The organism is Psychrobacter pocilloporae, from assembly GCF_029872915.1.
Taxonomy (GTDB): Bacteria; Pseudomonadota; Gammaproteobacteria; order Pseudomonadales; family Moraxellaceae; genus Psychrobacter; species Psychrobacter pacificensis.
On sequence record NZ_PGFT01000001.1, the window covers coordinates 1209465 to 1234393 of the forward strand.

The window sequence follows — 24929 nt, forward strand, 5'->3', positions numbered from 1 at the left end:
TTCAGTCATAATTGAGAAATAAAGCACTTTTAATGTTGTTTTAGTGTCAAAAAGACATTAGTATTCAACTTAGGACAAAACTTTAGTAATATCAATATCGAGCATAGCAATGCTACATAATGGTTATTAAAGTATTAATACAACAAGGATCGTTGGAGATACACAATGCGCACTACCTTTCATTTGAAAACCCTTGCAGTAGCTATTGCTACTCTTTCTTTCGCTAGCGTAACCAACGCTGCTGGTCTTGATCGTTCAGGTCAAGATGTCACTGCTTTTTTTCAAGATGGCACTTACGCTGAAGCGGTCTATACTTATATTGATGCTGATGTAAGCGGCTACGATAGTGCGAATGTCAACCCTGGTCAAAATGACTATGAGCGCGGCAATAAAACGGGCGACATTGCTGAATCTTATGACTTCTTCCGCTATGGCGTAAAAACTGATATCAACGACACGTTCAGTGTGGGTGTACTATATGATGAGCCTTTTGGTGCTGCTGCTGAATACACGCAAAGTAATTTTGTGGCAAGCAATAATCCTCAAGCTTCAGGAGGCGAATTGGTAGGTGATGGTGTAGACCCACAGACTGCAGGTGCTATAGCATTAGCTGAGTCAGCCACTGCAGGCGAGAATACTAACGTTGAAGTTCGTAGCCAAAGTTTGACTGGTATTTTGGGAATGAAATTCGGTGCCAATAAAAACTTCCAAATTTATGGTGGTCCAGTTGCTCAGCGTATCCAATCTGAAACCAAATTGCGTGGCTTAGCTTATGGGCCTGCTAGTGGTTATACCTCAAACAGCAATCCTGATATGGATTATGGTTATATCGCAGGTATTGCCTATAGCAAGCCTGAAATTGCTCTAAAAGCAGCGTTGACTTATCGTTCTGAGATTGACCATGATATAGATATCTCTGAGAATTATCCTATAGCAGGTATTTTGGCTCAAGGAGCTGCTTTGCAGCAAGGAGCGACTCCAGCACAGGCAGCGGCTATAGGGGCTGCGGCTGCTAACCGGAACAGTAATTATGAGATTACAACCCCTAAATCAGTCAACTTTGATTTCCAGACTGGTATTAATCCTACAACTCTAGCAACGGCAAAAGTACGCTGGGTACCTTGGAGCGATTTTGTCATCACACCACCATTATATAATGACGTTAGTAAACGTAATTACGGCCCTGATGGTTTGGACTTGGTTGAATACGAAGATGACCAATGGCAAGTGGAGCTTGGTCTTGCCAAGCGTGTTGCACCAGCACTTGCTATCAGTGGTACTGTGGGTTGGGATAGTGGTGCTGGTGATCCAACAACGTCGTTAGGTCCTGTCGATGGCTATTACAGCGTCGGTCTTGGTGCCAAATACAACGTGACGGAAAACTGGGCCGTGTCGGCTGGTGGTAAATACTTATGGTTCGGTGATGCAAAAGGTCGTCTACCTAGTGGAAAAATCGTTGGTGATTTCCAAGATAATGATGGTTATATTGCTGGTTTAAAGATTTCTTATCAAGGAAAGTAGCTTCCTTATATAACTGTTAGATAATAAAAAGCGGCCTATCATAGGTCGCTTTTTTATTGATTCCAATATTTTGAAGTGAATAAAAACTCTTAGATATGGAAAGATATTTAGAGTGTTTTACAGAAAGTAAATTAATAACTGATAGCTACAACCTACTTACTACTCATATGTTGTTATACGTTTGATATCTGCCTTCCAGTTGATTGAATGGTAAGCAATGTATCCATTGTCGCTACCTATATGATAGTTAGCTATCCATATAGGTAGGGGCATGTTTAGACAGATCCATTTGGTAATAGTACATAGCTATTCTATTAAGAGTAGATACTCATAATAGAAGGTTAGAGCAGCCTTCCTACTTATAATAGTAGCTACTTACATCATAATTAATAGCTACCAATAAAAAACCTCGCCATTAGTGGCGAGGTTTTTTTATAGTGATAAGGTAAAGTTACTGTATAAACCTACTTGTTCAGGTTCAATTCCATCTCTTTGTATTTAGCGGCGACTGATTCTCTTGGACCGCCCGTCATGATACTGACTACAAAAATAGCGATGGTACTTAAGATAAAGCCTGGAACAATAGCATATAACCAGCTATTTAGTGCCATACCATCTATTTGGAAAGGACCATAGATCCATAAGATAACCGTCAATGCACCTACAACCATACCGGCAACAGCGCCATTACGGTTCATGTGGCGCCATGTGAGACTGAAAATAACCAACGGCCCAAACGCTGCACCAAATCCTGCCCATGCGTTTGATACTAGGTTCAATACTGAGCTGTCTGGATCAGAAGCTAACAAGATAGCAACAATAGCGACCACGACAACTGAGATACGTCCAACCAATACTTGACGAGCTTCTGGTGCATCTCTGTCAAAGAATAGTTTATAAACGTCTTTGGTTAATGAGCTTGATACTACCAATAACTGCGATGAGATGGTACTCATGATGGCCGCTAAAATCGCTGCTAATAGGAAACCTGAAACCAACGGGTGGAATAGGAACTGAGTGAATACTAAAAAGATAGTCTCAGGATCATCTAACGTCATAGCTGTCTTTTGTACATAAGCACGACCAGCAAAACCAGTCATCAATGCGCCGATAAGACTGACAATCATCCAGCTCATACCGATATTACGTGCAGTAGGCACATCTCGTACTGAGCGGATTGCCATAAAACGCACAATAATATGCGGCTGACCAAAATATCCTAAACCCCATGCCATAAGTGAAATGATACCGATGATACTCATACCGCTAGTAATATTTAGTAGGCTTGGATCAATGTTTCTAACCGCTTCAGTCGTGGCTGAAACACCGCCAAGATCTGTAAAGGCAACGAGAGGTACAATGACCATCGCAAACAGCATGATAACACCCTGTACAAAGTCAGTCATCGATACCGCTAAGAAACCACCGAATAGCGTATAAGCAACCACTACACCAGCAGTAACCCATAGACCAGTACCATAGGATAGATTGAGTGAGCTTTCAAAGAGTTTACCACCGCCTACGAGACTTGCCGCTGTGTAGACAGTAAAGAATAAAATGATAACCAAAGCGGAGATTACACGCAGCATATGCGATTTGTCTTCAAAGCGGTTGGCAAAATAGTCAGGTAAAGTAATAGCGTTATCAGCAACTTCGGTATAAACACGAAGACGCGGTGCTACGATGAGATAGTTCAATAAGGCACCAAGGGTCAAACCAAGTGCGATCCAAATACTCACCACGCCATCTGCATACATATAGCCTGGTAGTCCGAGTAGCAACCAACCTGACATGTCCGATGCGCCTGCTGAAAGTGCAGTAACTGCTGGACCTAGATTACGTCCTCCTAAAAGATAACCCTCGGTATCATTGGCTTGCTTAAAATAAGCATAAACACCAATTCCAATCATCACTAAAAAATAGGCGCCAAGTGATATAAGCACGCCACTAGAAACTCCGTTCATATAAGTTATCCTTAACCAACATCGTTGGCTTTAATTATTTTTTAACTATAAAAGTTCTGTCTTAAAAGACGATGCCTCAAACAAAATATCTCAAACAATGTCTAAAGACAAAAAAAGCCATTAATTAAGACATAATGGCTTTTTTCAGTATCTTTTGTAGTTTTATATGATTGATGTCGTTATATGGCTAGCACTCATATAGAGATAGAGAACAATGGGAACCTCGCATTCCACTTATCTGCTGTTATTGCTCGCATCTGCTATTTATATATGAGTATTAGCAACCTACATAACCAATCAGCGAAACCATTAAACCTACTGTTAACCATCATATCTTACTAGAAGTATTCAATATATGACTATCAGTGTCCTTGTGGTAAATTTTTGTTATTAAAACAACGTCAAGCATATTATAACGTATGAGAGTCACGAATGCGAATAGCTTAAATACCTAAATTGTTGTATTGGGATGTTTTTACTCAATTGGCGCCAGCAAATCTAGTAGTGCGGTTACGCTACTAGATTGTGTTAGCTTCGGATTGATAACCACACCTAAATAGCGTTGTAACTCAATGTTGTCTGCCATATCGATACGTTCCAAATCTTGACTGACCATAGTTTGCGGAAGGACTGACCAACCCAGTCCAACAGAAACCAGCATCCGAATAGATTCAAGCGGATTGGTACTCATCGTGGCATAAGGTTTTAGGTTATGCTTAGCAAACTCAGCCAAAGTAATCTGACTGGTAAAGGTATTGGCAGACGGTAGAATAGCAGGATAGCGTGCTAACTGCTCTAAAGTGACATTAGATTTGGTCGCTAGAGGTGACAAAGTACCCGTCATAAAATACAGGGGATCTGACCAAAGCGTGTGATAGGTCAAGCGTTTATCGTATACAGGCGGTAGCGTGACAAACGCTAATGACAGATCGCCGTCCAGTACTGCTTTGTGGGCCTTTTCTGAGTCAACAAAATGAACTTCTAACTGAACAGCAGGATAAGTCTGAATAAAATGCTTAAGCACGGGTGCTAGATGATGTAAACCAATATGATGGCTTGTGCCAATTACAAGCTTGCCAGAGACGATATGCTGAGAGTGCTGCAAGTTAATCTTGAAGTTCTCATAATCTTCCAACCAGCGTTTGGCGTGTGGCAGCATCTCAATAGCAGCCTGCGTGGGTACAATCCCGCGGCCTACAGTATCAAATAAAGTAATGTTAAACTCATCTTCTAAGTTTTTGATGCGCTTACTGACGGCAGGCTGAGTAATGAACAGCTTTTCTGCGGCACCTGAAATACTGCCAGTGTGCATAACGGTAACGAATGTCGTCAAGTTTGTGGTGTTCAAACGGATTTCCTTAGCTACTTTATGAGCTATAAATAAAAGTGGGCTGAGCCAATGATAACGTATTAAAAATAAAAGTTTGCATCTGGTTAAAAATCATCAATTATTATTATAGGATTTGCCTGCTATAATCACAAGATATCAAGGCGTATTGTCACATATTTATTCTTTTAAGTTGATTATTTGCAGTCTCAAGCGTGTTTAGGCGCTGCTTATAGCCACAAATCTAAAATTATTAATGAATAATATTTATACTACACAAAATATAGCAATTCTAGAATATATATTTCAATATCATTGATTAGGTAGAAGTTATTGCAAAATGATGCTCTCACACAAATCATAAAGAGCTATCATGCAGTTAAATACGACATTATAGATAAATCTAATCGTTAATTGAACAAACAGAACCTTAGCTTGCCAACAGGTGAGCAAGCGAAAATCAAGTCAGTAGTAATTAATAAAGGATAGCATCATGGCCGGTCAAACTTTATATGACAAACTTTGGAATGCTCATGAAGTCACCAAGCGTGACGACGGTTCGAGCTTAATTTATATCGATCGCCATCTGTTGCATGAAGTGACGAGTCCACAAGCGTTTGAAGGATTGGAGCTTGCCAATAGAGCACCATGGCGTTTGTCTGCCAATATCGCCAGTCCTGATCACAATGTGCCAACAGTCACCAAAGAGCGCTCAGCAGGTGTCACTGGTATTAAAGACAAGGTATCACGTCTGCAGGTTGTCACATTGGATGAGAACTGCACCAAATTTGATATCGCAGAATTTACAATCAACGATGCGCGTCAAGGAATTTTGCATGTCGTTGGTCCTGAGCAAGGTCTTGTGTTGCCAGGTATGACCGTTGTTTGTGGTGATTCGCACACAGCGACACATGGCGCACTTGGTTGCTTAGCACATGGTATCGGCACCTCTGAAGTTGAGCACGTATTGGCAACGCAGTGCTTGATCCAAAAGAAATCAAAAAATATGCAAATCCGCGTCACTGGTCAACTTGGTGCGGGCGTGACCTCAAAAGACGTCGTGCTCGCCATTATTGCGAAGATCGGTACGGCAGGCGGAACTGGACATGCGATTGAATTTGCAGGTCAAGTGTTTGAAGACATGAGTATGGAAGGTCGTATGACTGTCTGTAACATGGCAATTGAGGCTGGTGCTCGCGTGGGTATGGTTGCCGTTGATGATACGACGATAGACTATGTTAAAGGTCGCCCGTACGCGCCAAACGAGTCACAGTGGCCACAAGCTGAAGCCTACTGGCGTACATTATATTCAGATGATGACGCAGTATTTGATACCGTGGTTGAGATCGATGGTAGCCAAATAGCACCGCAAGTATCTTGGGGTACCTCGCCTGAGATGGTCGTTGATATCACCCAATCGGTACCAACACCTGACCAAGCCATTGATGAAGCCCAAAAAGAGGGTTGGTTACGCGCATATACCTATATGGGTCTAGAAGCTGGTCAGAAAATCACGGACATTCAGCTTGATCGTATATTTATTGGCTCATGTACCAATTCGCGTATCGAAGATTTGCGGGACGCTGCAGCAGTGATCAAAGGACGCAAAGTGGCTGATAATATCAAAGAAGCCATCGTTGTTGCAGGTTCTGGACAAGTAAAACTACAAGCAGAGGCTGAAGGTTTAGATGCTTTGTTTACCGAAGCTGGTTTTGAATGGCGCGAGCCGGGTTGTTCAATGTGTCTTGCCATGAATGCAGACAAACTTGAGCCGCAAGAGCATTGTGCATCGACGTCTAATCGTAATTTCGAAGGTCGTCAGGGTAATGGTGGTCGTACGCATTTGGTCAGTCCAGCAATGGCAGCTGCAGCAGCGTTGGCAGGTCATTTTGTAGACGTTCGTACGTTTTAAGACTGATAATAAGTAGCTGACATCATGCTTATATCAACGATAAATATATGAGCATGATGTCAAAACGGTAAAAATTTATTTACTGTTTAATATGCTTATCAAGATCGTCAACCAGCAAAAATATAATTGATAGGAAATTTTATGCAAGCTTATAACACCCAAACCGGTATCGTTTGCCCACTTGATCGCGCAAACGTCGATACCGATCAAATTATCGCAAAACAGTTTTTGAAGTCTATTAAACGTACAGGCTTTGGCGTGAATTTATTTGATGATTGGCGCTATCTTGATGAAGGATATCCAGGCCAAGACCCCAGCACACGTGTTATCAATCCAGACTTTGTATTGAATAAACCCCGTTATCAAGGCGCTACTATATTGCTAGCACGCAGAAACTTTGGCTGTGGCTCTAGTCGTGAGCATGCACCTTGGGCACTTTCTGAGTATGGCTTTCGTACGGTTATCGCACCAAGCTTTGCTGATATCTTTTACAATAACTGCTTTAAAAATGGCATGTTACCGATTGTACTAGATGAAGCAATTGTGGATACTTTAATGAAGGCGACTGTTGCTAATGAAGGCTATGAGCTGACGGCAGATCTTGAGCGTCAGGTAGTCATCACGCCAACAGGCGAAGAGTATGCCTTTGAAGTGGATGCTTTTCGCAAACATTGCTTGTTAAATGGGCTAGATGATATCGGTTTAACCTTGCAGCAAAGCGATGCTATCAAAGACTACGAGCATAAAATGATGCAAAAAACGCCGTGGATCTTTAACGACGTACGCGCTTAGGTAAGGATTTTATGATGCCTTGCTCACAAAACTGCTGGCCAGTCGCAACGCATCGTTGAGTTATGGCGGTGAACTGGCTAAAATGAAGGGTAGTTTTTGACACATTTTATTATCTTCCTTATAAATTATCTTTCTGATAAACAGTAGCCGCCATTATGAATAAAAAACGTTATGCTCTATCGACAAGTACGATTGTTGCTGCAAGCTTATTTTTGTCAGGCTGCCAGCTATTGACGGGCTATCAAAAAATAGATGAGGCAGAAAGTGCGAAAGCGTGGGTAGGTAAGATCCAACCCGTTGCTGGCGAAGTAAATATCGCGTGCGTGGGTACTTACCACTGTGAAATCGTGCAAATAGATAAGACACTGGTTATTTCTCCTGATAATCATGAGCCAGTTAATCCTCAGATTGTAGAGGCTTTACCAAGTTATAAAGGTACTGCAACGCCCCAAATGAGCATAGAGATGACACCGCTCATGAGTAAAAACTCTATAAAGATATTGCCATTAGCCGCATCTGGTATGCCAGGGTTGACCAACTATTATGCACGGGTGATGCCTGCAAAACGTGAAGTCCATGTCAATTTTTATCCAGAGAATAACATGGGATACGTTGAGCGTTTTGCGATGATTCATGATTTTGCGGACGCAGGTACTTACAAGTTACGTGCTTATCAAAAGAAAAGTAGTGAAAAATCTGGCAGTTTGTTGGATACAGCGTCGCCTGAGCCTTTATGTATTGATCTATTACAAGGTAATAAGGTGCAGCGCCGATTCTGTAAACAGTTAGAGTCTGAGCACCAAGGTGAGTTTGTAGAGACAGGCATGGTCAAAGCAGTGACGTCAGCATCTAAACCTAAAACGACCACAGCGTAATAAAAATTAATTGATAAAAATATATCCAAAAGGATTAGTATGGCAACGATTTTAACATTAGCGGGCGATGGTATTGGCCCTGAAATCATGACTCAAGCCATCGACGTGCTCAAAGCCGTCAATGAGAAGTTTTCACTTGATTTGACATTAGAGTCTGGATTGATTGGTGGTGTGGCTATTGATGCCACAGGTGAGCCTTTACCTGATGAAACATTAGCGCGTGCACGTGCAGCAGATGCTGTATTATTAGGCGCTGTCGGCGGCCCTAAATGGGATACGATTGAACGTAGTAAGCGCCCTGAGCGCGGTCTGCTTAAAATCCGTGGTGAGCTGGGTTTGTTTGCCAATTTACGTGTGGCAAAGCTTTATCCGCAGCTAGCCAATGCGTCAAGTATCAAGCCTGAAATTATATCTGGTTTAGATTTGCTGATTGTTCGCGAACTGACGGGTGGCATTTATTTTGGCGAGCCACGTGGTATTCGCACACTAGAAAATGGTGAGCAGCAAGGCTATAACACGATGGTGTATAGCACCAGTGAGATTCAGCGTATCGGTAAAGTTGCTTTTGAGTTAGCAAAAACCCGTGCCCAAGCCGCAGGTACAGCTGCCAAGGTATGTTCAGTAGACAAAGCCAACGTCTTAGAAGTGACTGAGCTGTGGAAACAAACAATGATTCAGATGCAGCAAGCAGAGTATAGCGATGTGGCGTTATCCCATATGTATGCTGACAATGCTTGTATGCAGTTGATCAAAGATCCTAAGCAGTTTGATGTCATGGTAACAGGCAATATGTTTGGTGATATCTTATCTGATGAAGCGGCAATGTTGACCGGTTCTATTGGTATGCTGCCATCAGCGAGCTTGGATGAGGATGGCAAAGGTATGTATGAGCCATGTCATGGTTCTGCGCCTGATATCGCTGGGCAAGATAAAGCCAATCCATTGGCCACTATTTTGTCTGTCGCTATGATGCTGCGTTATACCTTTAAGCAAGAGGAAGCCGCACAAGCGATCGAGCAAGCAGTCAGTGATGTGCTTGATGATGGTCTGCGTACGCTTGATATTTTAGACAGCAGTGAAGCTGGACTCAAGCAAGTGGGCTGTCAAGAGATGGGGCAAGCGGTATTGGCTAAACTGGTATAAGTCAGCTAATCTAATGTAGACCATTTTAAGGTAGTTTTTACAGTTTAATCTCGTTCATTTTATACCCATAAGTTGCTGAGCAATTTATGGGTTTTTTCTGTTATATGATATTGAGTCATGCCTTATTGTAAACGGATCAGTGTGTTTGTTCACTCTCTTAACAAATGCACAGTAGGAAGAGTCGGTTATTAACATAAAGCTGTTAGGGAATAGTGGCAAGACTATGGCAATATATTTTTATAATAAATTTTTCGATATTTTTTGATATATGGTAACTATTTAGGGAGTTTTTTTATGTCTCAATTACTTAAGGTTAGCAGCCTTGTTATAGCGATGGGTACAACGTCCGCATTATTAATAGGTTGTAGTAGCAATGCTAATAATAGCGCACAAACGGCTAATGACAGCAAGTCGCCTAATAGTGGTATGACAGGTACTACAACAGATAATAATAACCATGCAGGAACCGAAGCAAAGATGAGTACTAGTAGCAACCAATCTACTAGTAACCAAACTAATAGCAACAGTATCGATGCTGATACGATGGACAGCACGATGACTGATAGTAACGATATTAGTCCAGTAACCAACGGTGTTAGTCAGCAAATAGAGGGTAATAGCAAAGCCGCAAATTCGCTAAATGAATTACTAACCAAAATTGAATACAGTACAGAAAATCTATCAGAAACTGCTAAAAAGGTAAATGAAGCAACATGGAAAGCTGATACCAAAATTGATCGTAATGTTGCTACCAAATTACAAGCGCTACTGAACTGGAATCATAGTGGTGTGGGTGCAGTGGATGGCTATTGGGGCAAAAACACGCGTAAAGCCATGCAAGCTTTTCAAAAGGCTCAAGGATTACCAGTAACTGAAGCGGTCAATGAAGAGACGTGGCAAGCATTAACTAAGAATTCTACGCTTACTTCACAGCCTGTATTGGTCAGTTATCAGCTGACAGATGCTGATGTGAATGTCAAAACTACCCAAATTCCTGCTAGTGCTGAAGCCAAGGCCAAGCTAGATGGTATGTATTATGAAAGCGTCCTTGAAGCCTTGGGCGAAAAATTTCATATCAGTCGTGATTATCTCAAATCGCTTAACCCCAATGCCAGCTTTAAAAGTGGCGAAACCATCATTGTCTATAACCCAGGTAACCCTAATACAACACCAGTGAGCCGAGTGGTCGCTGATAAAGACACGCAAACCCTATATGCATACGATGACAGTGACAATCTGGTTGCCAGCTATCCAACCACAGTAGGTAGCACAGCAACACCTTCACCAACGGGTACGCATAAAGTCAAAGTCAAAATTCACGAGCCAAATTACACCTATACTAGCGATAATGGCAAAAAATCTATTATCCCGCCAGGCCCTAACAATCCCGTTGGTGTGGTATGGATTGGCCTTAGCAAACCATCGTATGGCATTCATGGATCACCCGATCCTGAACGTATCAGTCGTCAGGCATCAGCAGGTTGTGTTCGCCTCACTAACTGGGATGCACTGAGCCTATTAGGTGTTATCAAGAACGATGCCACTGTCGAGTTCAAATAACTCATCGTTTAATTATTTCATAAAACGCAGACAAAAAAATACCGCTGAAATTTAGCGGTATTTTTTATGGTAAAACAAACAGCAAACACGAAATAGCTAAAACAGTGATAGGCAATAATGAGCAGGTTAGCGTTTTCATTATTATTATCAGTCAAACCACTCAAGCGTCTATATCAGCTATCAGCGATAAAGTAGCTATTTGGTTATTGGCTGTATTTTTATAAATACTTTTATAACCATATGAGTTGGCGAGTATTTAGTTTTTACCACGGTAAGTAATACGACCTTTAGATAGGTCATAAGGGGTCATTTCAACCTTAACTTTATCACCTGTCAAGATACGAATATAGTGCTTACGCATCTTACCTGAGATGTGTGCAATGATTTCGTGTCCGTTTTCTAAACGAACCTTGAACAAAGTGTTAGGAAGGGTATCAATGACTTCGCCTTCAAATTCGATAATATCGTCTTTTGCCATAATTTGTATCAATCAATTAAAAATAAGCCCATATTATACGTAAGTTAGCGGATTAAAGCAATACAGAACCTGGTTTTGACTTGACAGCATGTAAGTGATATGTATGCTAATTTAGTCAGGTAAGTTTAACCAAATCGGTGTGAGGGGTGCCTGCGGCAATAGTCGCTGGAAATGCTCAGGATAATAGGCATTGATGAAATACAAGCCATCCCCTGAGGCCGTAGGCGGCGCAATTGTTCGATCCTCTTTGCTCAAAATGTTTAAAAAGTCTGCTGGCTCTAACTCATGTCTGCCAATCGCGTATAGCGTACCCATCAAGTTACGAACCATGTGATGCAAAAATCCATCTGCCTGTATATCGAACACTATAAACTGACCATGAGCGAAAAGGTCGGCATGACTGACGGTACGTACTGGCTGATTGGATTGACAGGCTGCCGCACGGTAGCTGCTAAAATTGTGAGTACCAACGATATCGGCAGCTGCCTTTTGCATCGCTGCTAGGTCTAAAGGCTCATAGATATGGGTAACCTGATGATTGAGTATCGCAGGGCGCTGCGCTTGATTAAGGGTGATATAACGATAACGACGAGCAATCGCACCAAAACGCGCATGGAAGTCAGCTGGCATCGGTTGAATCCAGCGCAAAGCAATATCGTCAGGCAGTAGGCTATTGACACCGCGTAACCAGTTATGAGTAGGGCGATACGCATGCGTGGTAAAATGAGCAATCATATTGCTGGCATGGACACTGGCATCAGTACGTCCAGCGGCGATGACTTCGACGGATTCATTGGCGACCTTGCCGATAGCGGTTTCTAGTGCTTCTTGTACACCCAGCACTTCTCGTTGCCGCTGCCAACCATGATAGTGCGTACCCAAAAACTCAATCGCAATCGCCAAAGTATAGGTTGGTGAACGTTCAGGTTCGATAGTTTCAATCTTAGACATTTTGGTTTCTAAGCTTATAAAGTCGGAATTAATTAAGGAGCATTTATCGCTTTTTGATGCTTGTGCCAGGCTGACTGACATTATTCAACCAGCGCTGTCGGCGCCTTGCTGGACTGTCATAGCGCAGTAGCAACCATAACAACCGTGCATAAATAGCAGGGATGGTTAAGCGTCCACCAGCAATAACGTGGTAGTCATATTGCCAACTGCCTGCCGCGTAGCTGTCGCTCACACCGCCAAACGGACATTGACTGGCAGATATCACCATGTGTCCATGCTCGTGAACCAAATCAAGCGTCTTTGCTAGTGCAGTCGAATAGGGAATATTCCCCGCGCCAAATCCTAATAGGATAATGCCACAAGACGGCTGTGATAATAACGCTTGTAGTTGATCATTGAGCACCTGAACATCATTAGGTAAGCAGTATAAAGCATGGATTTTGGCCTGATCAGCACTTGCTTTGATATTGGGTAGTAAGTCTTGCTGATCATCAAGCCAATGCTGCCTACGGGTATCTGAGAGATTTTTTATATAACTGTTGGCTGGATACGCTGCTCGAGAGTGACCAGTAAATGCCATAAGGTCATGACTGTGAATTTTTTGCACCGTTTGTGCAGGCCACGATTCACCGCCAAAGCTGATCTTGACACCTGATTCACCAGCCGCAGCTAGCTTCAATGAGTCGTTAAGGTTGCCCCAAGCGTCGCTATGAGCATCGATATCGTAGGAGTGAATCACTTCACTATCTAATAACGGCCGCATACTTCCAGTGACCACAATACAAATATCGCTACCGGCAAACGCTTCTGCTAAAAATGCACCTAAATAACTCAACGTGTCAGTGCCACTAATCAGGACAAAGCGTTTATTACCTTGATTATAAGCATTCAGTAATAGCTGATAAAAATGTACAAAATCAACTGGCGTAAGCTGGCTACTGTCTTTGATCAGCGTGTTGTCTAGCCATGAAATTTCTGGTGAACCAGTCGTATTGCCTTGCTCAGCCAATAGTTTTTGTAGCGTAGGTAAAAAGATATCTGCCGATAGCGGCGCTAGAGGTTTGCCATAGCTACCAAAGGTACCACCAGCATAGATTAATTGAATGGGGTCAGACATAGTTTTGGTCATAAAAGAAGATGGCATAGTATCAACACAGTAAACAATTATGAAAAAAGAAGCGCCAGAGCGTTTATTAGTGACAGGTTGAGAGGTCAGTAATAGATAGTATCAGAATTAAATGCAAAAAATCAGCAAGCCTCCGATAATAAGAGATACTTGCTGATAGGCATCTAAACGACTGATTATGCTGTGCGCTCAAGTAATAGTTGTGCTTGTTGTTTCTGCTCACTATTACCCTGAGCGATCACTTCATTAAGCAAACGTTTGGCACTGTCATATTCGCCTAATTGTAAATACTGATTGGCTAAATCTAGCGTCACTTGATTGCTATCTAATGATTTTACAAAGTCAAAATCTGCGGCAAAGCGCGATGAAAAATCTTCTGCTGATTCAACCGCTTCATGACTGATATCTGTTTCAGGTTCTGCTGGTGCAACGGTAGAGGCTGGGGGAGTCGCTACGGAAGAATCTAATAAAGAGTCAGTTTCTATGATATCGAAGTCATCAGCTATAGGCGTGTCATCATCAAATCTTAACGACGTAACTGGCGTAGTATCTGATGCTTCAAAAGCATCAATGTCGGTGTCATCGTTGATCAGTTGTTCTTCAAAACTTAAGTTTGCAACGCTATCATCTTCGAGAGTACTACTGTCATTATCAGCGTTTTCAAAGTCAATATCTTCCAAAACAAAGCCATCAATATCGTTACTTACGTCAGTAGTAGATGGCTCATTAATCGCGAAAGTGTTAACGGCATCAATATCGTCTGATTCGTCCAGATCGTCTAAAGATAAAGTAAAGTCATCTTCAATGTTTTGGACAGCATTGCTAGAAGCTTCTTCTTCATTTTTATTAACAGAAGCATCTTTATCTGCATCGGCTGCTAAATCATCAAAATCTAAGATGAAGTCGTCTTCTAATACTAATGCTTCGCTTTCACTGTCTTGAACATCTGATACGTCAGAATTTTCAATTAAAGTGTTTTCTGCAGGTGATTCAAAATCGAACTCAAAGTCACTAAGGTCGTTGTCTTCTATGACCTCATCATTCTTGGCCTCGTTATTTTCGATGGTATTAGTATGGTCGCTTGTAGAAATATAAAGGCTATCATCATCCGTGGCCAATGATGTAACAGGAGTCTCATCAGTAGCATTTGACTCATTGAAATCATCTTCTAAGTCACTGAGCGTCAGATCAAAGCTATCGTCTACGTTTTCAGTAGGCTCACCTGAAAACACTGGGCTATCGATAGGTTTGTCTATTACTAAATCGTTATTATCTTCAATAACAGGACGATCAGATATGTTAGCGGTATCATCGGCTTGATTAGTAGTAGATAAATCGAAATCTAGACTATCAAAACCATCTTGATTGTTTTCTGTTGTTGCCTCGTCTGTTACCACTTCTGGTGCGGCTACTGGGCTTTGCTCTCCAATGTATAAATCTTTTAATTCATCAGCAAGCGTAATGGTTTTGGCATCGTTATGCATTTTAATGCGGTTATAGACATCATGAAAGTTTTCTGGCTGATCTAGCGTAGCGTATATGCTCAATAGCTTAATAGATAACTGACTGTCATTAGGCTTTTCGTTTAGTCCACGATTGATCGTTTCAATGGCTTTGTCGTAGCGCTGTTGATCCATGAAACGCTGGGCAATCGTAATATGATCGAACTTATTGCTATCATTTTGATTGGTTTGGGCAGCAGTGCCATAATCCGTTTTTGATGCTGGTGCAGCGGTATTTTTTACTGAGCTTGCAGGTGGTTGTACACTTTGGTTTTGTGCTTTATTTTTGCGCAATAAAAAAACAGCGACTAACAGGATAAGCACCAATCCAGCGATGATATATAGCATATTGTCCATAGTTATTCCTACTCCTAAGATCACAGCATCGTGCGTTGATCCGTTAGGCAATTATTGATTGCGTAGTTTTTTGAGACGAGCTTGTAGCTCAGCCAGTTTTTGATTTTGTAATTGAAGCTTTTTCGTATAGTTGTCCAGCGCGCTGCTGGTTTTTGACAAGCGCTGAGCTTGTGAGGCAGTCTCTTGTCTTGATGCTTTTAGCGCTGCTAATATATCGGTGCTTAGACCATTGCCTTTATCTGCCGCTGATTTCGCCTGAGTGCCATCTGCATTACCATCATGACCAGGGGCAAGGACAGAAAACTGTGCTTGCGGTAGTGTCTGGGTCTTAGTGGTTGGTTTTGTAGAGACACTTGCGGCTTGAGAGACATCAGCTGGTTTTTTAGACGTCTTTTGCGCTGGCTTTTTTGGCACAGGTGTATTCGCTCGGCGGCTATATTGTCTTTGAGCACTAATGGCTGCTTCTAAGCTTTGCTGTGACGGTATAACATCGTAGCTAGGTAAGCGAAGCTTAGCATCTGCTTTTAGTTGGTCAGCATCTTGATTAATAAAAGCATCAGGGTTCTGTGACTGAATTTGTTTCATTACAGTCGACGTGTCTAGGTTGTTTTCACGTGCGATCTGCTGCGCGATCATCCACAAACTATCATTGCGTTGCACCTGATACTGAGTTGTTGCATTCCTCGTTACTTTATTGCTAGCTGTACTTGGATTATTCATAGTTTTGGATGGTACAGGTGATGCTATATTAGCAGGTATATTACTGCCTTGAGCTGCGGCGATAACACGATTGTCTGAGTCGATTGCACTTTTTGAGTCATCTCTCGCTTTAGGGGTTGTTGCTTTGACAGGTGAGCTTGCCATGAGGTCAGAGTCTGCTTTACTGCTTGGTTGTATTTGGCGCGTCACTTGTATGTTTAGGATATCAAGCTGCTTGTCAGTACTTGGCTTATCTGCCGCAACTACGTTGTTATGAGTGCGCGCCTCAGTACCGCCTTTATCATCAGGTGTCATGGTACCGCTACTACTACTTGCTACACTTAATCCACTGTTATCCGAAGTGTTCACCGAGCTTTGGCTGTTACCAATAGCAGTTGAATGACCGGTATTATTTTTTATGTCAGCATTGCTGTTTAAGCGACCATTATTGAGACGGCTAGGTGTATAGGTAAGACTGTTGACCTGTGAGATAGCCGTCACTGTTGGCGCCTGAATATTAGGTGCTGGTGATGTAGAAGCCAACAATTCAGTCGCTGATTTGCTTGGTTTTGATAACTTGGGCGAGGATATAGCAGGGGCCGACATCAGTGGCGGCGGCGCGCCTTTTCTGACCGTCAAAGGCATGGCATTACTTACAGAAACGCTAGGCAAATTTGGCTTCTTGGCACCTGTGGCGATATTCTTACCAGTATTGATAGGTACACTATCTTTTAATGGCATCAGTAGCGTTTTTGGTACCATATTTTGCCGACCATTATCATTAATCGCTAAAACGACATCAGCAAAAGGCTTAGACACAGGCTGTGATGTGGTAATAAAAACTTGACCGCTGGTCGCCGAAGTAGGCTGAAAGCGTACCCTCATAGAGTCAGTCGAGGTCAACCCCATTTGCTGGTAAATGGTCGAGTTTGCCAAACTGGCAGAAAAGTCAGCTGATTGAATGTTACTGACGACGATGCTCGCTACTAAAGGCTCATGCTGGGCCGAAGTGACCACCGTCTTACCAATGGTTGCTGCTTGTACGCTCGGCACTAACACGGCGGACCCTACAGAACAAAATAGTGCCATCGATACCGCGCGATGTACAGTAGTCAAGCGACGAGATAGATGACAAGACATGAGCAGCCCTTTAGTATAAATAAGTTGTCTTTGCTGTTATAACAAAATACCGTTTAGTTTACCAGTTTATTTCACAACTGTTGTGTCCAATGCACAAAGTGTCTTTGTAGTGTTCACTGAGCTTTTTTATCTAGTAGCATGGCATCGCCATAACTAAAGAATCGATACTGTTTTTCGATAGCATGTTGATAGGCGTGTTCAATAGATGCCTTACCTGCGAATGCTGATACTAGCATTAGTAGTGTCGATTTAGGTAAGTGGAAATTGGTCAATAACCGATCGATAACGCCGAATTTGAACCCAGGGTAAATAAATATATCTGTATCGCCTGACCAACTAGAGAGTGCCTGACCGTCAATGGCAGTTTTTTGATAAGCCGTTTCGAGAACACGCGTCACTGTGGTACCAATCGCAATAACCTTTTTACCATTCGCGTGCGTTTGATTGATGAGGTTTGCCGTGGTCTGCGGCAAATGCGCGTATTCACTATGCATGGTGTGATTGAGTAGGTTATCTGTTTTGACGGGAGCAAAAGTACCCGCCCCAACGTGCAATGTGACAAAAGCGGTATTGATACCTTTCTCGTCAAGCTTGCTCAGTACGGATTCATCGAAGTGTAAGCTTGCCGTTGGTGCAGCCACGCTGGCGAGCTTGGCAGGATCATGAAAAACGGTTTGATAACGAGTGTTGTCAGTGTCATCAGCATGGCGCTCAAAGTAGGGCGGGATAGGCAGTTCACCATAAAGCTCTAGATGCGGCAATATCGGCGCATCAAACGCCAAAATGAATAAGTTGTCTTGGCGACCAATCATCGTAGCGCTCATATGACCATCGGCAAGTTGTAAGCGTTGACCAAGCTTGAGCGCTTTGCTGGCTTTTACATGGCAAAGGGCAATATGCTCTTGATTAACTGCTTCATCATTGGTGTCTTTTAGATGCAGTGGCACTTCATCTAAGTCCGAGATACCAACTAAGCGTTCAATCAGTACTTCAAGTTTACCGCCAGTATCCTTTTGACCAAATAAGCGTGCTTTCATCACCTTGGTATCATTAAAGACAATCAGATCTCCAGCCTCTAATAAGTGAGGTAACTCAGAAAACAAACGATCTTCTACACGAATGTCATTTATTTGAGTACGAGCTGGCAAGTATAGAAGTTTTGAAGCAGAGCGCTGCGCTAATGGGTAGCGTGCAATCAGACTGTCTGGCAGCTCATAGTCATAATCTTCAACGCTCAGATAATCTAAGACGTCGTTGTTTTTGTCGGTATCAGTTGGCGCGTCAGTATCAGCAGAGTCAATGTGAAAGTCGGTCATAATCAGTCTTTAAATGGATAGGGATTTTGGCACAATTGTAGCAGAAATACCTTTGTGAGAGGATACTTTGCTCAGCAGTAATCATGTATAAGATATGCTTCAAACCTATAAATAGCCTAAGTAAATATTATAGGCTATGTCAACTTACAAAGAAGTTTTTATCAGTTGTAGACTAATTTACTCGAATAGATTTAGTTGAGGCAGTAACTGAGCGGCAGGTGCTAACGAAGAAAAAGTCACACCAACTAGCCGAATAGGCAGCTGGCGTGGAATATCCAAGAATAGCTTGTCTAGCCAATAATGTGCAGACTCAGCGCTATCAAACGTCGTAGAAAGCGTGTGTGAGCGAGTGATTTGAGTAAAGTCTGAATATTTGATTTTTAGAGTAATGGTATGAGCGACTAACTGCTTTTGGTGCATTTGATTAAAGGCATCGGCGTTTTGCTCATATATTTGGGTGAGTAGCGCGTCATCATCATTTAGATTATTTTTGAATGTGGTCTCTGAACCAACAGACTTGTGCGTGCGTTCAGACTTTACAGGGCGCGCATCGCGGCCATGAGCAATATCATGATAAAACTGACCACGTTTACCAAATTCTTGTACCAATACGGCAGCTGGTGTACGCCGAAGATCAGCGCCATTACTTACACCCATCGCATGTAAGCGCTTTGCCGTTGCTTTGCCTATGCCATGAAACCGCTCAATGGGTAGCGTGCTAATAAAGTGATCTGCCTCTTTTGGCGTGATGATGGCTGTACCGTTAGGCTTATTGATGTCAGAGGCAATCTTGGCGAGCATTTTATTAAATGACACGCCAGCAGACGCAGTCAATCCTGTATATTCCAATATCTGCGCACGTAACCAATTGGCCATCAATGTCGCTGAGCCTTTGTGTACAGATAACCCTGTGACATCAAGATACGCTTCATCTAATGATAGCGGCTCCACATGGGGCGTTAAACTATGCATAATGCGGCGAATATCACTACTGACCGCTCGATAAACCTCGAAACGCGGTCTTACAAATATCACTTCTGGGCAAAGTTTGCGAGCTTCATAGCATGACATTGCAGAGCGTACACCGAATTGACGCACCTCATAACTGGCAGCGGCAACCACACCTCGACCATTAGGATCGCCACCAACCACCAATGGCTTACCACGTAGTTCAGGAAAGTCACGCTGCTCCACACTGGCATAAAAAGCATCCATATCGATATGAATAATTTTACGGGAGTTCAATTGAATAGAGTCTGTCATATTCAATATTTTACCTGAATTAATGGCTTTTTCTATTATCAATTGTTAGAGACCAAAGTAGCTTTTCCGTAAATTTTTGACTAAACCGCAATAATATTTAACTATTGATATATATTGGTAATTAAATATATTGTAATGTTATGTACAGCAAACAAGACAACTTTATAAACCTTATGCTAATGTTAGCGAACAGTTGTTTTCTATCAGCATCTTTTATTAAGAGGTTTGGTAAGTTATTTTATTTTAATAAACCGTCTATCTTAATAGAGCTGCCATTCATCATAAATTTGATGGACATCTATTATAGTTGGCAGATTAAAGTTTTAAACTATAAGTATTCACAGTAATAGGTACGGTAACAAGAGTAGTTAACGCCTCATATATTTTTAGTACTGTAAAAAGACGTTGTTTGTAGCGCTCATACCAAACTTGTGCATTGAGTACTGGTAGATTAGCTCTTTAAAAAAATATCGTTGCTAGAGAGTTCAGAACGACCAAGGAGCAGAAAATGAATAACGAATTGAAAGGGAGTGATTTAACACGGGCAATGCTAGCACGCGGCGAAAAACGAGTATGGTGTGCAGTTTGCGATGACAGCGACGAGCAAGCTATGATGGATCATTGTGGTAATGACTTTACCGCGTATATTGTGTCGTTTCGTAATGGGTCTTTTTATTGCAGTGCTGGCATGCCATGGAGCTATGCCGTACCGATTAAGATAAGTGTTGTTAGAGAATCTGAAGTAGCGATGTAAACAAAGAATTCACAGATATAAAAGTAACAGACACAAAAAAACCTCCGAAAAGGGAGGTTAGATTGTACTGCTATATGGTACCAGTGGTCGGACTCGAACCGACACGCTTTTAAAGGCAACGGATTTTGAATCCGTCATGTCTACCAATTCCATCACACTGGCATGTTAGAAGATAATGTCTATTAAATAAATATTATCGAATTGGGCTACAGGGTTAACTCTGTATAGGCTGCGTATTATAGCAGCCTATTTTTGGTCGTCAAGACTTATTTAAAATAATTTTCGATCAATTCAACATTTTTATCCTACAAAGGCACGTTCAACTGCGTAATCTGCTTGCACACCCATGCGCGGTGATACAGTCAGACCAAAATCATCTAGAATGGCTGACACTTCGGCGTTGAATGGCATGCTGCCACATAACATGACGCGGTCGTCGTCTTTATTCATTGGAGGCAAACCGATGTCTTCGAATAATTTGCCAGACTTCATCAAGTCTGTGACTCGGCCTTGGTTTCTAAACTCTTCACGAGTGACAGTCGGGTAGTAGATGAACTTTTCGCGGAACCATTCACCAAAGATTTCATCATTCGGTAGCTCATTTTCGAACATATCGCGATAAGCCAAATCATCAACGTGGCGGACACCATGAACCAAAATAACTTTGTCAAAACGATCATATACTTCAGGGTCACGTGCCAATGCCAAGAAAGGGGCAAGTCCGGTACCTGTTGAGAGCATGTATAAATGTTTGCCAGGTAATAAATCATCTAATACCAACGTACCTGTTGGTTTTTTGCTGACCAATAGCTCATCGCCGACTTTGATGTGCTGCAAACGTGAGGTTAAAGGGCCGTCTTGAACTTTGATGGAGAAAAACTCTAAATGCTCTTCGTAGTTAGGACTAGCAATCGAGTAAGCACGTAGCAGTGGTCTACCATCGACAACAAGACCAATCATCGCAAATTCGCCATTACGAAAGCGTAGGCCATCGTCACGAGTGGTTTTAATGCTAAATAGAGAGTCATTCCAATGATGAACCTCTGTGACCGTTTCGGTGCGAAGTTTTGACATAAAGTCCTCGTTAATTAATAAGTGGTTATCGCTGTCGTTAGGCTTAAATACGTATTAAATCAAAATTTTCAATGATAGATTAAAAAATATAAAAACCTATCAGTATTCTAATAGTTATCGAAAAAGCTGAATGTTAAAACGTACCTACCGTAAAATTCAATAATCAGGTTTATCTATCAGCCGATAGGGCTGTAGACTATTTTTCTTGCATGTTAAATCATCAGTATTGATAAGAGGAGTTACAGATAAGCCAAATGTAAAAGACTCTCATCAAAAAATTTCTTGCACATGATATCAAACTTTAAAGTAAAAATCCGTCTAGCTGCTACCCACCAGCATGATAAAATGGAATATCGTTAGTGAGTAATTTTGTATCATTTGGCCAAATTGTCTAAAAAGAACCGTTTTTTATTACTGGAGCCGCGCTATGTCTGATGACAATATGTCTTTAGATAACTCTCACCACGCCCCAATCATTGGCTACCATCGTGCGCCGCTTTCACAAAAATTTGGGGCGCCGCGTCAGCCGAATTTGGTCGCGCTGATCAGTGCCATTGAAATGCTAGCGCCCTACGATACGCCAGCCGCGTTTGAGGGTTTAGAAGACTTTAGCCATATATGGATCAGTTGGCAGTTTCATCATAATTATCGAGATAAAGACAATCAACAAGCCAATAATGGCTTTCGAGCGCAAGTGCGGCCACCAAGACTGGGTGGCAACCAAAAGATAGGCGTATTTGCCAGTCGCAGTATGTATCGTCCATCAGAACTGGGACTGTCCGTTGTCAAACTTGAGCGTATTGAGATAGTACAAGGTCGCGTACTACTTATCATCAAGGGTGCTGATATGATAGATGGCACGCCAATTATCGATATAAAGCCGTACGTAGCTTATAGCGACGTGCTTCTAGATGCAAAAAGTGGATTTGCACCGATTGCGCCAACATTGCTAGATGTGGTCATAACAGAGGCGGCCTACGAACAATTTATACTGCTAGCAAGCGTAGGAGAGCCTGCTGAAGTCAGTAATAATGATGCAAGCCATAGCTCTATAAAGAGTGTACCGAAAAGTGCTACAGTTGCTTCGATGGTCGAGCACATACAAAGTCAATTGTTAATCTCTGATATCGATGCTATCAAAGCGCTAATTGCGCAAGATCCAAGGCCTGCATACCGCCGCAGAGAGAAAGAAACCTCATTTATCATGCGCTATAAGTCTGTTGATGTGAGCTTTTGGCTGATAGACTCAGGACAGTTGCAAATAACAGCGGTAGTGGCAATATAAGTGATATGAATCGATAGCATGTTTGTCAACGTACCCCAAACAATAAAAGAAGAAAAATATGGCTGCTCAGAATTATTCGATAGTGATTGATTTACGCTGGTGCCTAGATGAATTATTGGCAGATAAAGTCATCGATCAACGTGGCTATAATTTGGTAATCACCAGCCGCCGAAACAAAGCGCAGCATCCATTGCTGACGATTAGTGAGTTTGGCTTGCCCAATGGCCATGCCCTCGATAGCAACTCTGATAATAAGTTGACGCTGGCATGGCTAAATCAGTGGCTAGCGGCCAAAGCAGACATGCCACTCGTTCGTATTGATCCATTAAAAGTTGACGTCCCGGCAGTGACGCAGCTGATGTCTTTTGAATATGCTCGCTCACAGTATATTTTGCCCATTGAGGTCACTTTAGATGAAGTGGTCATCGGGACAGATCAGCCTTTTTATACCGATTGGCACTCAAATATCGAAAAGCTAATCAAGTCAAAAAGCTATCGCACGGTCTATATCAATCCTGAGCAAATCAATCGCTACCGCCAAGAGTTCTATCAAGTCACGCAAGCAATAGCAGGGGCAAATAGTGTTCACAAACGTGCTGCGGCTGATGTTACTAATGTCGAAGCATTGCTGCAATTGGGTGACAACACCAACCCTGATGCCAATGACCAGCATATCGTCAGAGTCGTTGATTGGCTCTTACAATATGCTTTTGAGCAGCGTGCCAGTGATATCCATTTGGAGCCGCGCCGTGAGATGGGTAAAGTGCGTTTTCGTATTGATGGCGTGCTGCATACTGTGTACGAGATGCCACTCGCGATTATCGTGGCAGTGACGGCACGTATCAAAATCTTAGGGCGTCTGAACGTTGCAGAAAAACGTAAGCCGCAAGATGGTCGACTAAAAACGCGTACGCCGAAAGGGCTAGAGACTGAGCTACGTCTCTCTACCATGCCCACTGCCTTTGGTGAAAAGCTGGTCATGCGAGTCTTTGACCCTGAAGTGCTCGTGCGCTCGTTCGCGCAGCTTGGTCTATCGGGTAAGCAGCTTGAGACGTGGCATGAGCTGACCGCAAATCCCAACGGTATTATTTTGGTCACGGGCCCAACCGGATCAGGTAAAACAACCACCCTTTATAGTACGCTCAAGCAGCTAGCCACTGAGCAGGTGAATGTTTGTACGATTGAAGACCCCATTGAGATGATCGAGCCTGCCTTTAACCAAATGCAGGTCAATCCAGGTGTCGATTTGTACTTTGCGGATGGTATTCGCTCCCTGATGCGTCAAGATCCTGACATCATTATGGTTGGGGAAATTCGGGATGCAGAAACAGCAAATATGGCAGTACAAGCCTCACTGACGGGGCATTTGGTGCTCTCGACATTGCATACCAATGACGCACCAAGTTCTATTACGCGCTTGCACGATCTGGGCATTCAGCCTTTTTTGACCTCAGCGACTATATTAGGGGTCATGGCACAGCGCTTGCTACGGACGCTATGTACGCACTGCAAACAAGCTGTGGACGTCACCGTAGATAGTGAGAGTGCCATCCAATGGCAAGAGCTTGTTCAGCCTTGGCGCGCGCCAGTACCCACACAGATTTATACCGCGCAAGGCTGCGAGCACTGTCGACATACTGGCTATCAAGGACGAGTCGGACTCTATGAGATTATGCCGCTCTCTAATGAGTTAAAAAAATTGGTCGCTGCCGATGCCAATTTAGACGTACTTAAGCAACAGGCATACCGCGAAGGGGTGCAACCCTTACGTGTCTCTGGTGCAAAACGCGTGAGTGAAGGGGTGACGACGATAGAAGAGGTGATGCGTGTGGTGCCGCTACATTAGTATGAGGTATTTACAAACCAGATTATCAACAATAGCCACACCTA

19 protein-coding genes and 1 tRNA gene are annotated in these 24929 nt (G+C 42.6%); 9 read left to right on the forward strand and 11 right to left on the reverse strand.

What is annotated here, in order from left to right; all coding sequences use genetic code 11:
- The first annotated feature begins 165 nt into the window (after positions 1 to 165).
- A complete protein-coding gene (locus CUR83_RS05320; protein WP_093070982.1) occupies positions 166 to 1521 on the forward strand; it encodes an outer membrane protein transport protein in 1356 nt (451 codons plus the stop codon).
- Between the two features lie 464 nt (positions 1522 to 1985).
- Here CUR83_RS05320 and putP read toward each other — a convergent pair whose 3' ends face one another.
- Positions 1986 to 3485, reverse strand: coding sequence for a sodium/proline symporter PutP (gene putP, locus CUR83_RS05325; RefSeq protein ID WP_093070984.1), 1500 nt, complete (start codon positions 3483 to 3485; stop codon positions 1986 to 1988).
- 475 nt (positions 3486 to 3960) lie between these two features.
- Positions 3961 to 4833 carry a LysR family transcriptional regulator gene (locus CUR83_RS05330; RefSeq protein ID WP_071001286.1) on the reverse strand — a complete coding sequence of 291 codons (873 nt, stop codon included), beginning with the start codon at positions 4831 to 4833 and terminating at the stop codon, positions 3961 to 3963.
- Between the two features lie 472 nt (positions 4834 to 5305).
- Between CUR83_RS05330 and leuC the strand changes: the two genes are divergently transcribed.
- The 5 genes from leuC (at position 5306) to CUR83_RS05355 (ending at position 11094) form a co-directional block, all read left to right on the forward strand.
- The gene (gene leuC / locus CUR83_RS05335; RefSeq protein ID WP_071001287.1) at positions 5306 to 6724 is read left to right on the forward strand and encodes a 3-isopropylmalate dehydratase large subunit; all 1419 of its coding nucleotides are present in this window, start codon (positions 5306 to 5308) and stop codon (positions 6722 to 6724) included.
- 141 nt (positions 6725 to 6865) lie between these two features.
- Positions 6866 to 7516 carry a 3-isopropylmalate dehydratase small subunit gene (gene leuD / locus CUR83_RS05340; protein WP_071001288.1) on the forward strand — a complete coding sequence of 217 codons (651 nt, stop codon included), beginning with the start codon at positions 6866 to 6868 and terminating at the stop codon, positions 7514 to 7516.
- Between the two features lie 155 nt (positions 7517 to 7671).
- A complete protein-coding gene (locus CUR83_RS05345; RefSeq protein WP_071001289.1) occupies positions 7672 to 8391 on the forward strand; it encodes a hypothetical protein in 720 nt (239 codons plus the stop codon).
- Positions 8392 to 8430: 39 nt separating this feature from the next.
- Entirely contained in the window at positions 8431 to 9534 is a 1104-nt protein-coding gene (leuB, locus tag CUR83_RS05350) for a 3-isopropylmalate dehydrogenase (protein ID WP_071001290.1), read from the forward strand.
- Positions 9535 to 9828: 294 nt separating this feature from the next.
- Positions 9829 to 11094 carry a L,D-transpeptidase family protein gene (locus CUR83_RS05355; RefSeq protein ID WP_071001291.1) on the forward strand — a complete coding sequence of 422 codons (1266 nt, stop codon included), beginning with the start codon at positions 9829 to 9831 and terminating at the stop codon, positions 11092 to 11094.
- Positions 11095 to 11350: 256 nt separating this feature from the next.
- Here the strand turns inward: CUR83_RS05355 and infA are convergent, their stop codons facing one another.
- The 7 genes from infA to dinB all read right to left on the reverse strand — a co-directional run bounded on the left by infA (position 11351) and on the right by dinB (position 19926).
- Complete coding sequence (gene infA / locus CUR83_RS05360; protein WP_021814850.1) at positions 11351 to 11572, reverse strand: translation initiation factor IF-1; 222 nt, start codon at positions 11570 to 11572, stop codon at positions 11351 to 11353.
- 111 nt (positions 11573 to 11683) lie between these two features.
- On the reverse strand, positions 11684 to 12523 hold the full coding sequence (truA, locus tag CUR83_RS05365; protein ID WP_071003569.1) for a tRNA pseudouridine(38-40) synthase TruA: 840 nt from the start codon (positions 12521 to 12523) through the stop codon (positions 11684 to 11686).
- Between the two features lie 43 nt (positions 12524 to 12566).
- Positions 12567 to 13652: an asparaginase gene (locus tag CUR83_RS05370; protein ID WP_071001292.1), complete on the reverse strand. Its 1086-nt coding sequence runs from the start codon at positions 13650 to 13652 to the stop codon at positions 12567 to 12569.
- A 173-nt stretch (positions 13653 to 13825) separates the two neighbouring features.
- Positions 13826 to 15508, reverse strand: coding sequence for a FimV/HubP family polar landmark protein (locus tag CUR83_RS05375; protein WP_071001293.1), 1683 nt, complete (start codon positions 15506 to 15508; stop codon positions 13826 to 13828).
- 51 nt (positions 15509 to 15559) lie between these two features.
- Entirely contained in the window at positions 15560 to 17347 is a 1788-nt protein-coding gene (locus CUR83_RS05380) for a type IV pilus assembly protein FimV (protein ID WP_071001294.1), read from the reverse strand.
- A 113-nt stretch (positions 17348 to 17460) separates the two neighbouring features.
- Complete coding sequence (gene queA, locus CUR83_RS05385; RefSeq protein ID WP_284719258.1) at positions 17461 to 18663, reverse strand: tRNA preQ1(34) S-adenosylmethionine ribosyltransferase-isomerase QueA; 1203 nt, start codon at positions 18661 to 18663, stop codon at positions 17461 to 17463.
- 177 nt (positions 18664 to 18840) lie between these two features.
- Entirely contained in the window at positions 18841 to 19926 is a 1086-nt protein-coding gene (gene dinB / locus CUR83_RS05390; protein ID WP_071001296.1) for a DNA polymerase IV, read from the reverse strand.
- Positions 19927 to 20434: 508 nt separating this feature from the next.
- On the opposite strand from dinB, the gene CUR83_RS05395 reads away from it, so the two are divergent.
- Positions 20435 to 20680 carry a hypothetical protein gene (locus CUR83_RS05395; RefSeq protein ID WP_071001297.1) on the forward strand — a complete coding sequence of 82 codons (246 nt, stop codon included), beginning with the start codon at positions 20435 to 20437 and terminating at the stop codon, positions 20678 to 20680.
- A gap of 75 nt (positions 20681 to 20755) precedes the next feature.
- Here the strand turns inward: CUR83_RS05395 and CUR83_RS05400 are convergent.
- A tRNA-Leu gene (locus CUR83_RS05400) sits at positions 20756 to 20842 on the reverse strand.
- Positions 20843 to 20980: 138 nt separating this feature from the next.
- Complete coding sequence (locus CUR83_RS05405; RefSeq protein WP_071001298.1) at positions 20981 to 21754, reverse strand: ferredoxin--NADP reductase; 774 nt, start codon at positions 21752 to 21754, stop codon at positions 20981 to 20983.
- A 427-nt stretch (positions 21755 to 22181) separates the two neighbouring features.
- Between CUR83_RS05405 and tsaA the strand changes: the two genes are divergently transcribed.
- Together tsaA and tfpB are read left to right on the forward strand one after the other, a co-directional pair.
- Positions 22182 to 23039, forward strand: coding sequence for a tRNA (N6-threonylcarbamoyladenosine(37)-N6)-methyltransferase TrmO (tsaA, locus tag CUR83_RS05410; protein ID WP_284719259.1), 858 nt, complete (start codon positions 22182 to 22184; stop codon positions 23037 to 23039).
- 58 nt (positions 23040 to 23097) lie between these two features.
- Complete coding sequence (tfpB, locus tag CUR83_RS05415) at positions 23098 to 24885, forward strand: type IV pilus assembly ATPase TfpB (RefSeq protein ID WP_284719260.1); 1788 nt, start codon at positions 23098 to 23100, stop codon at positions 24883 to 24885.
- Positions 24886 to 24929: the final 44 nt, after the last annotated feature.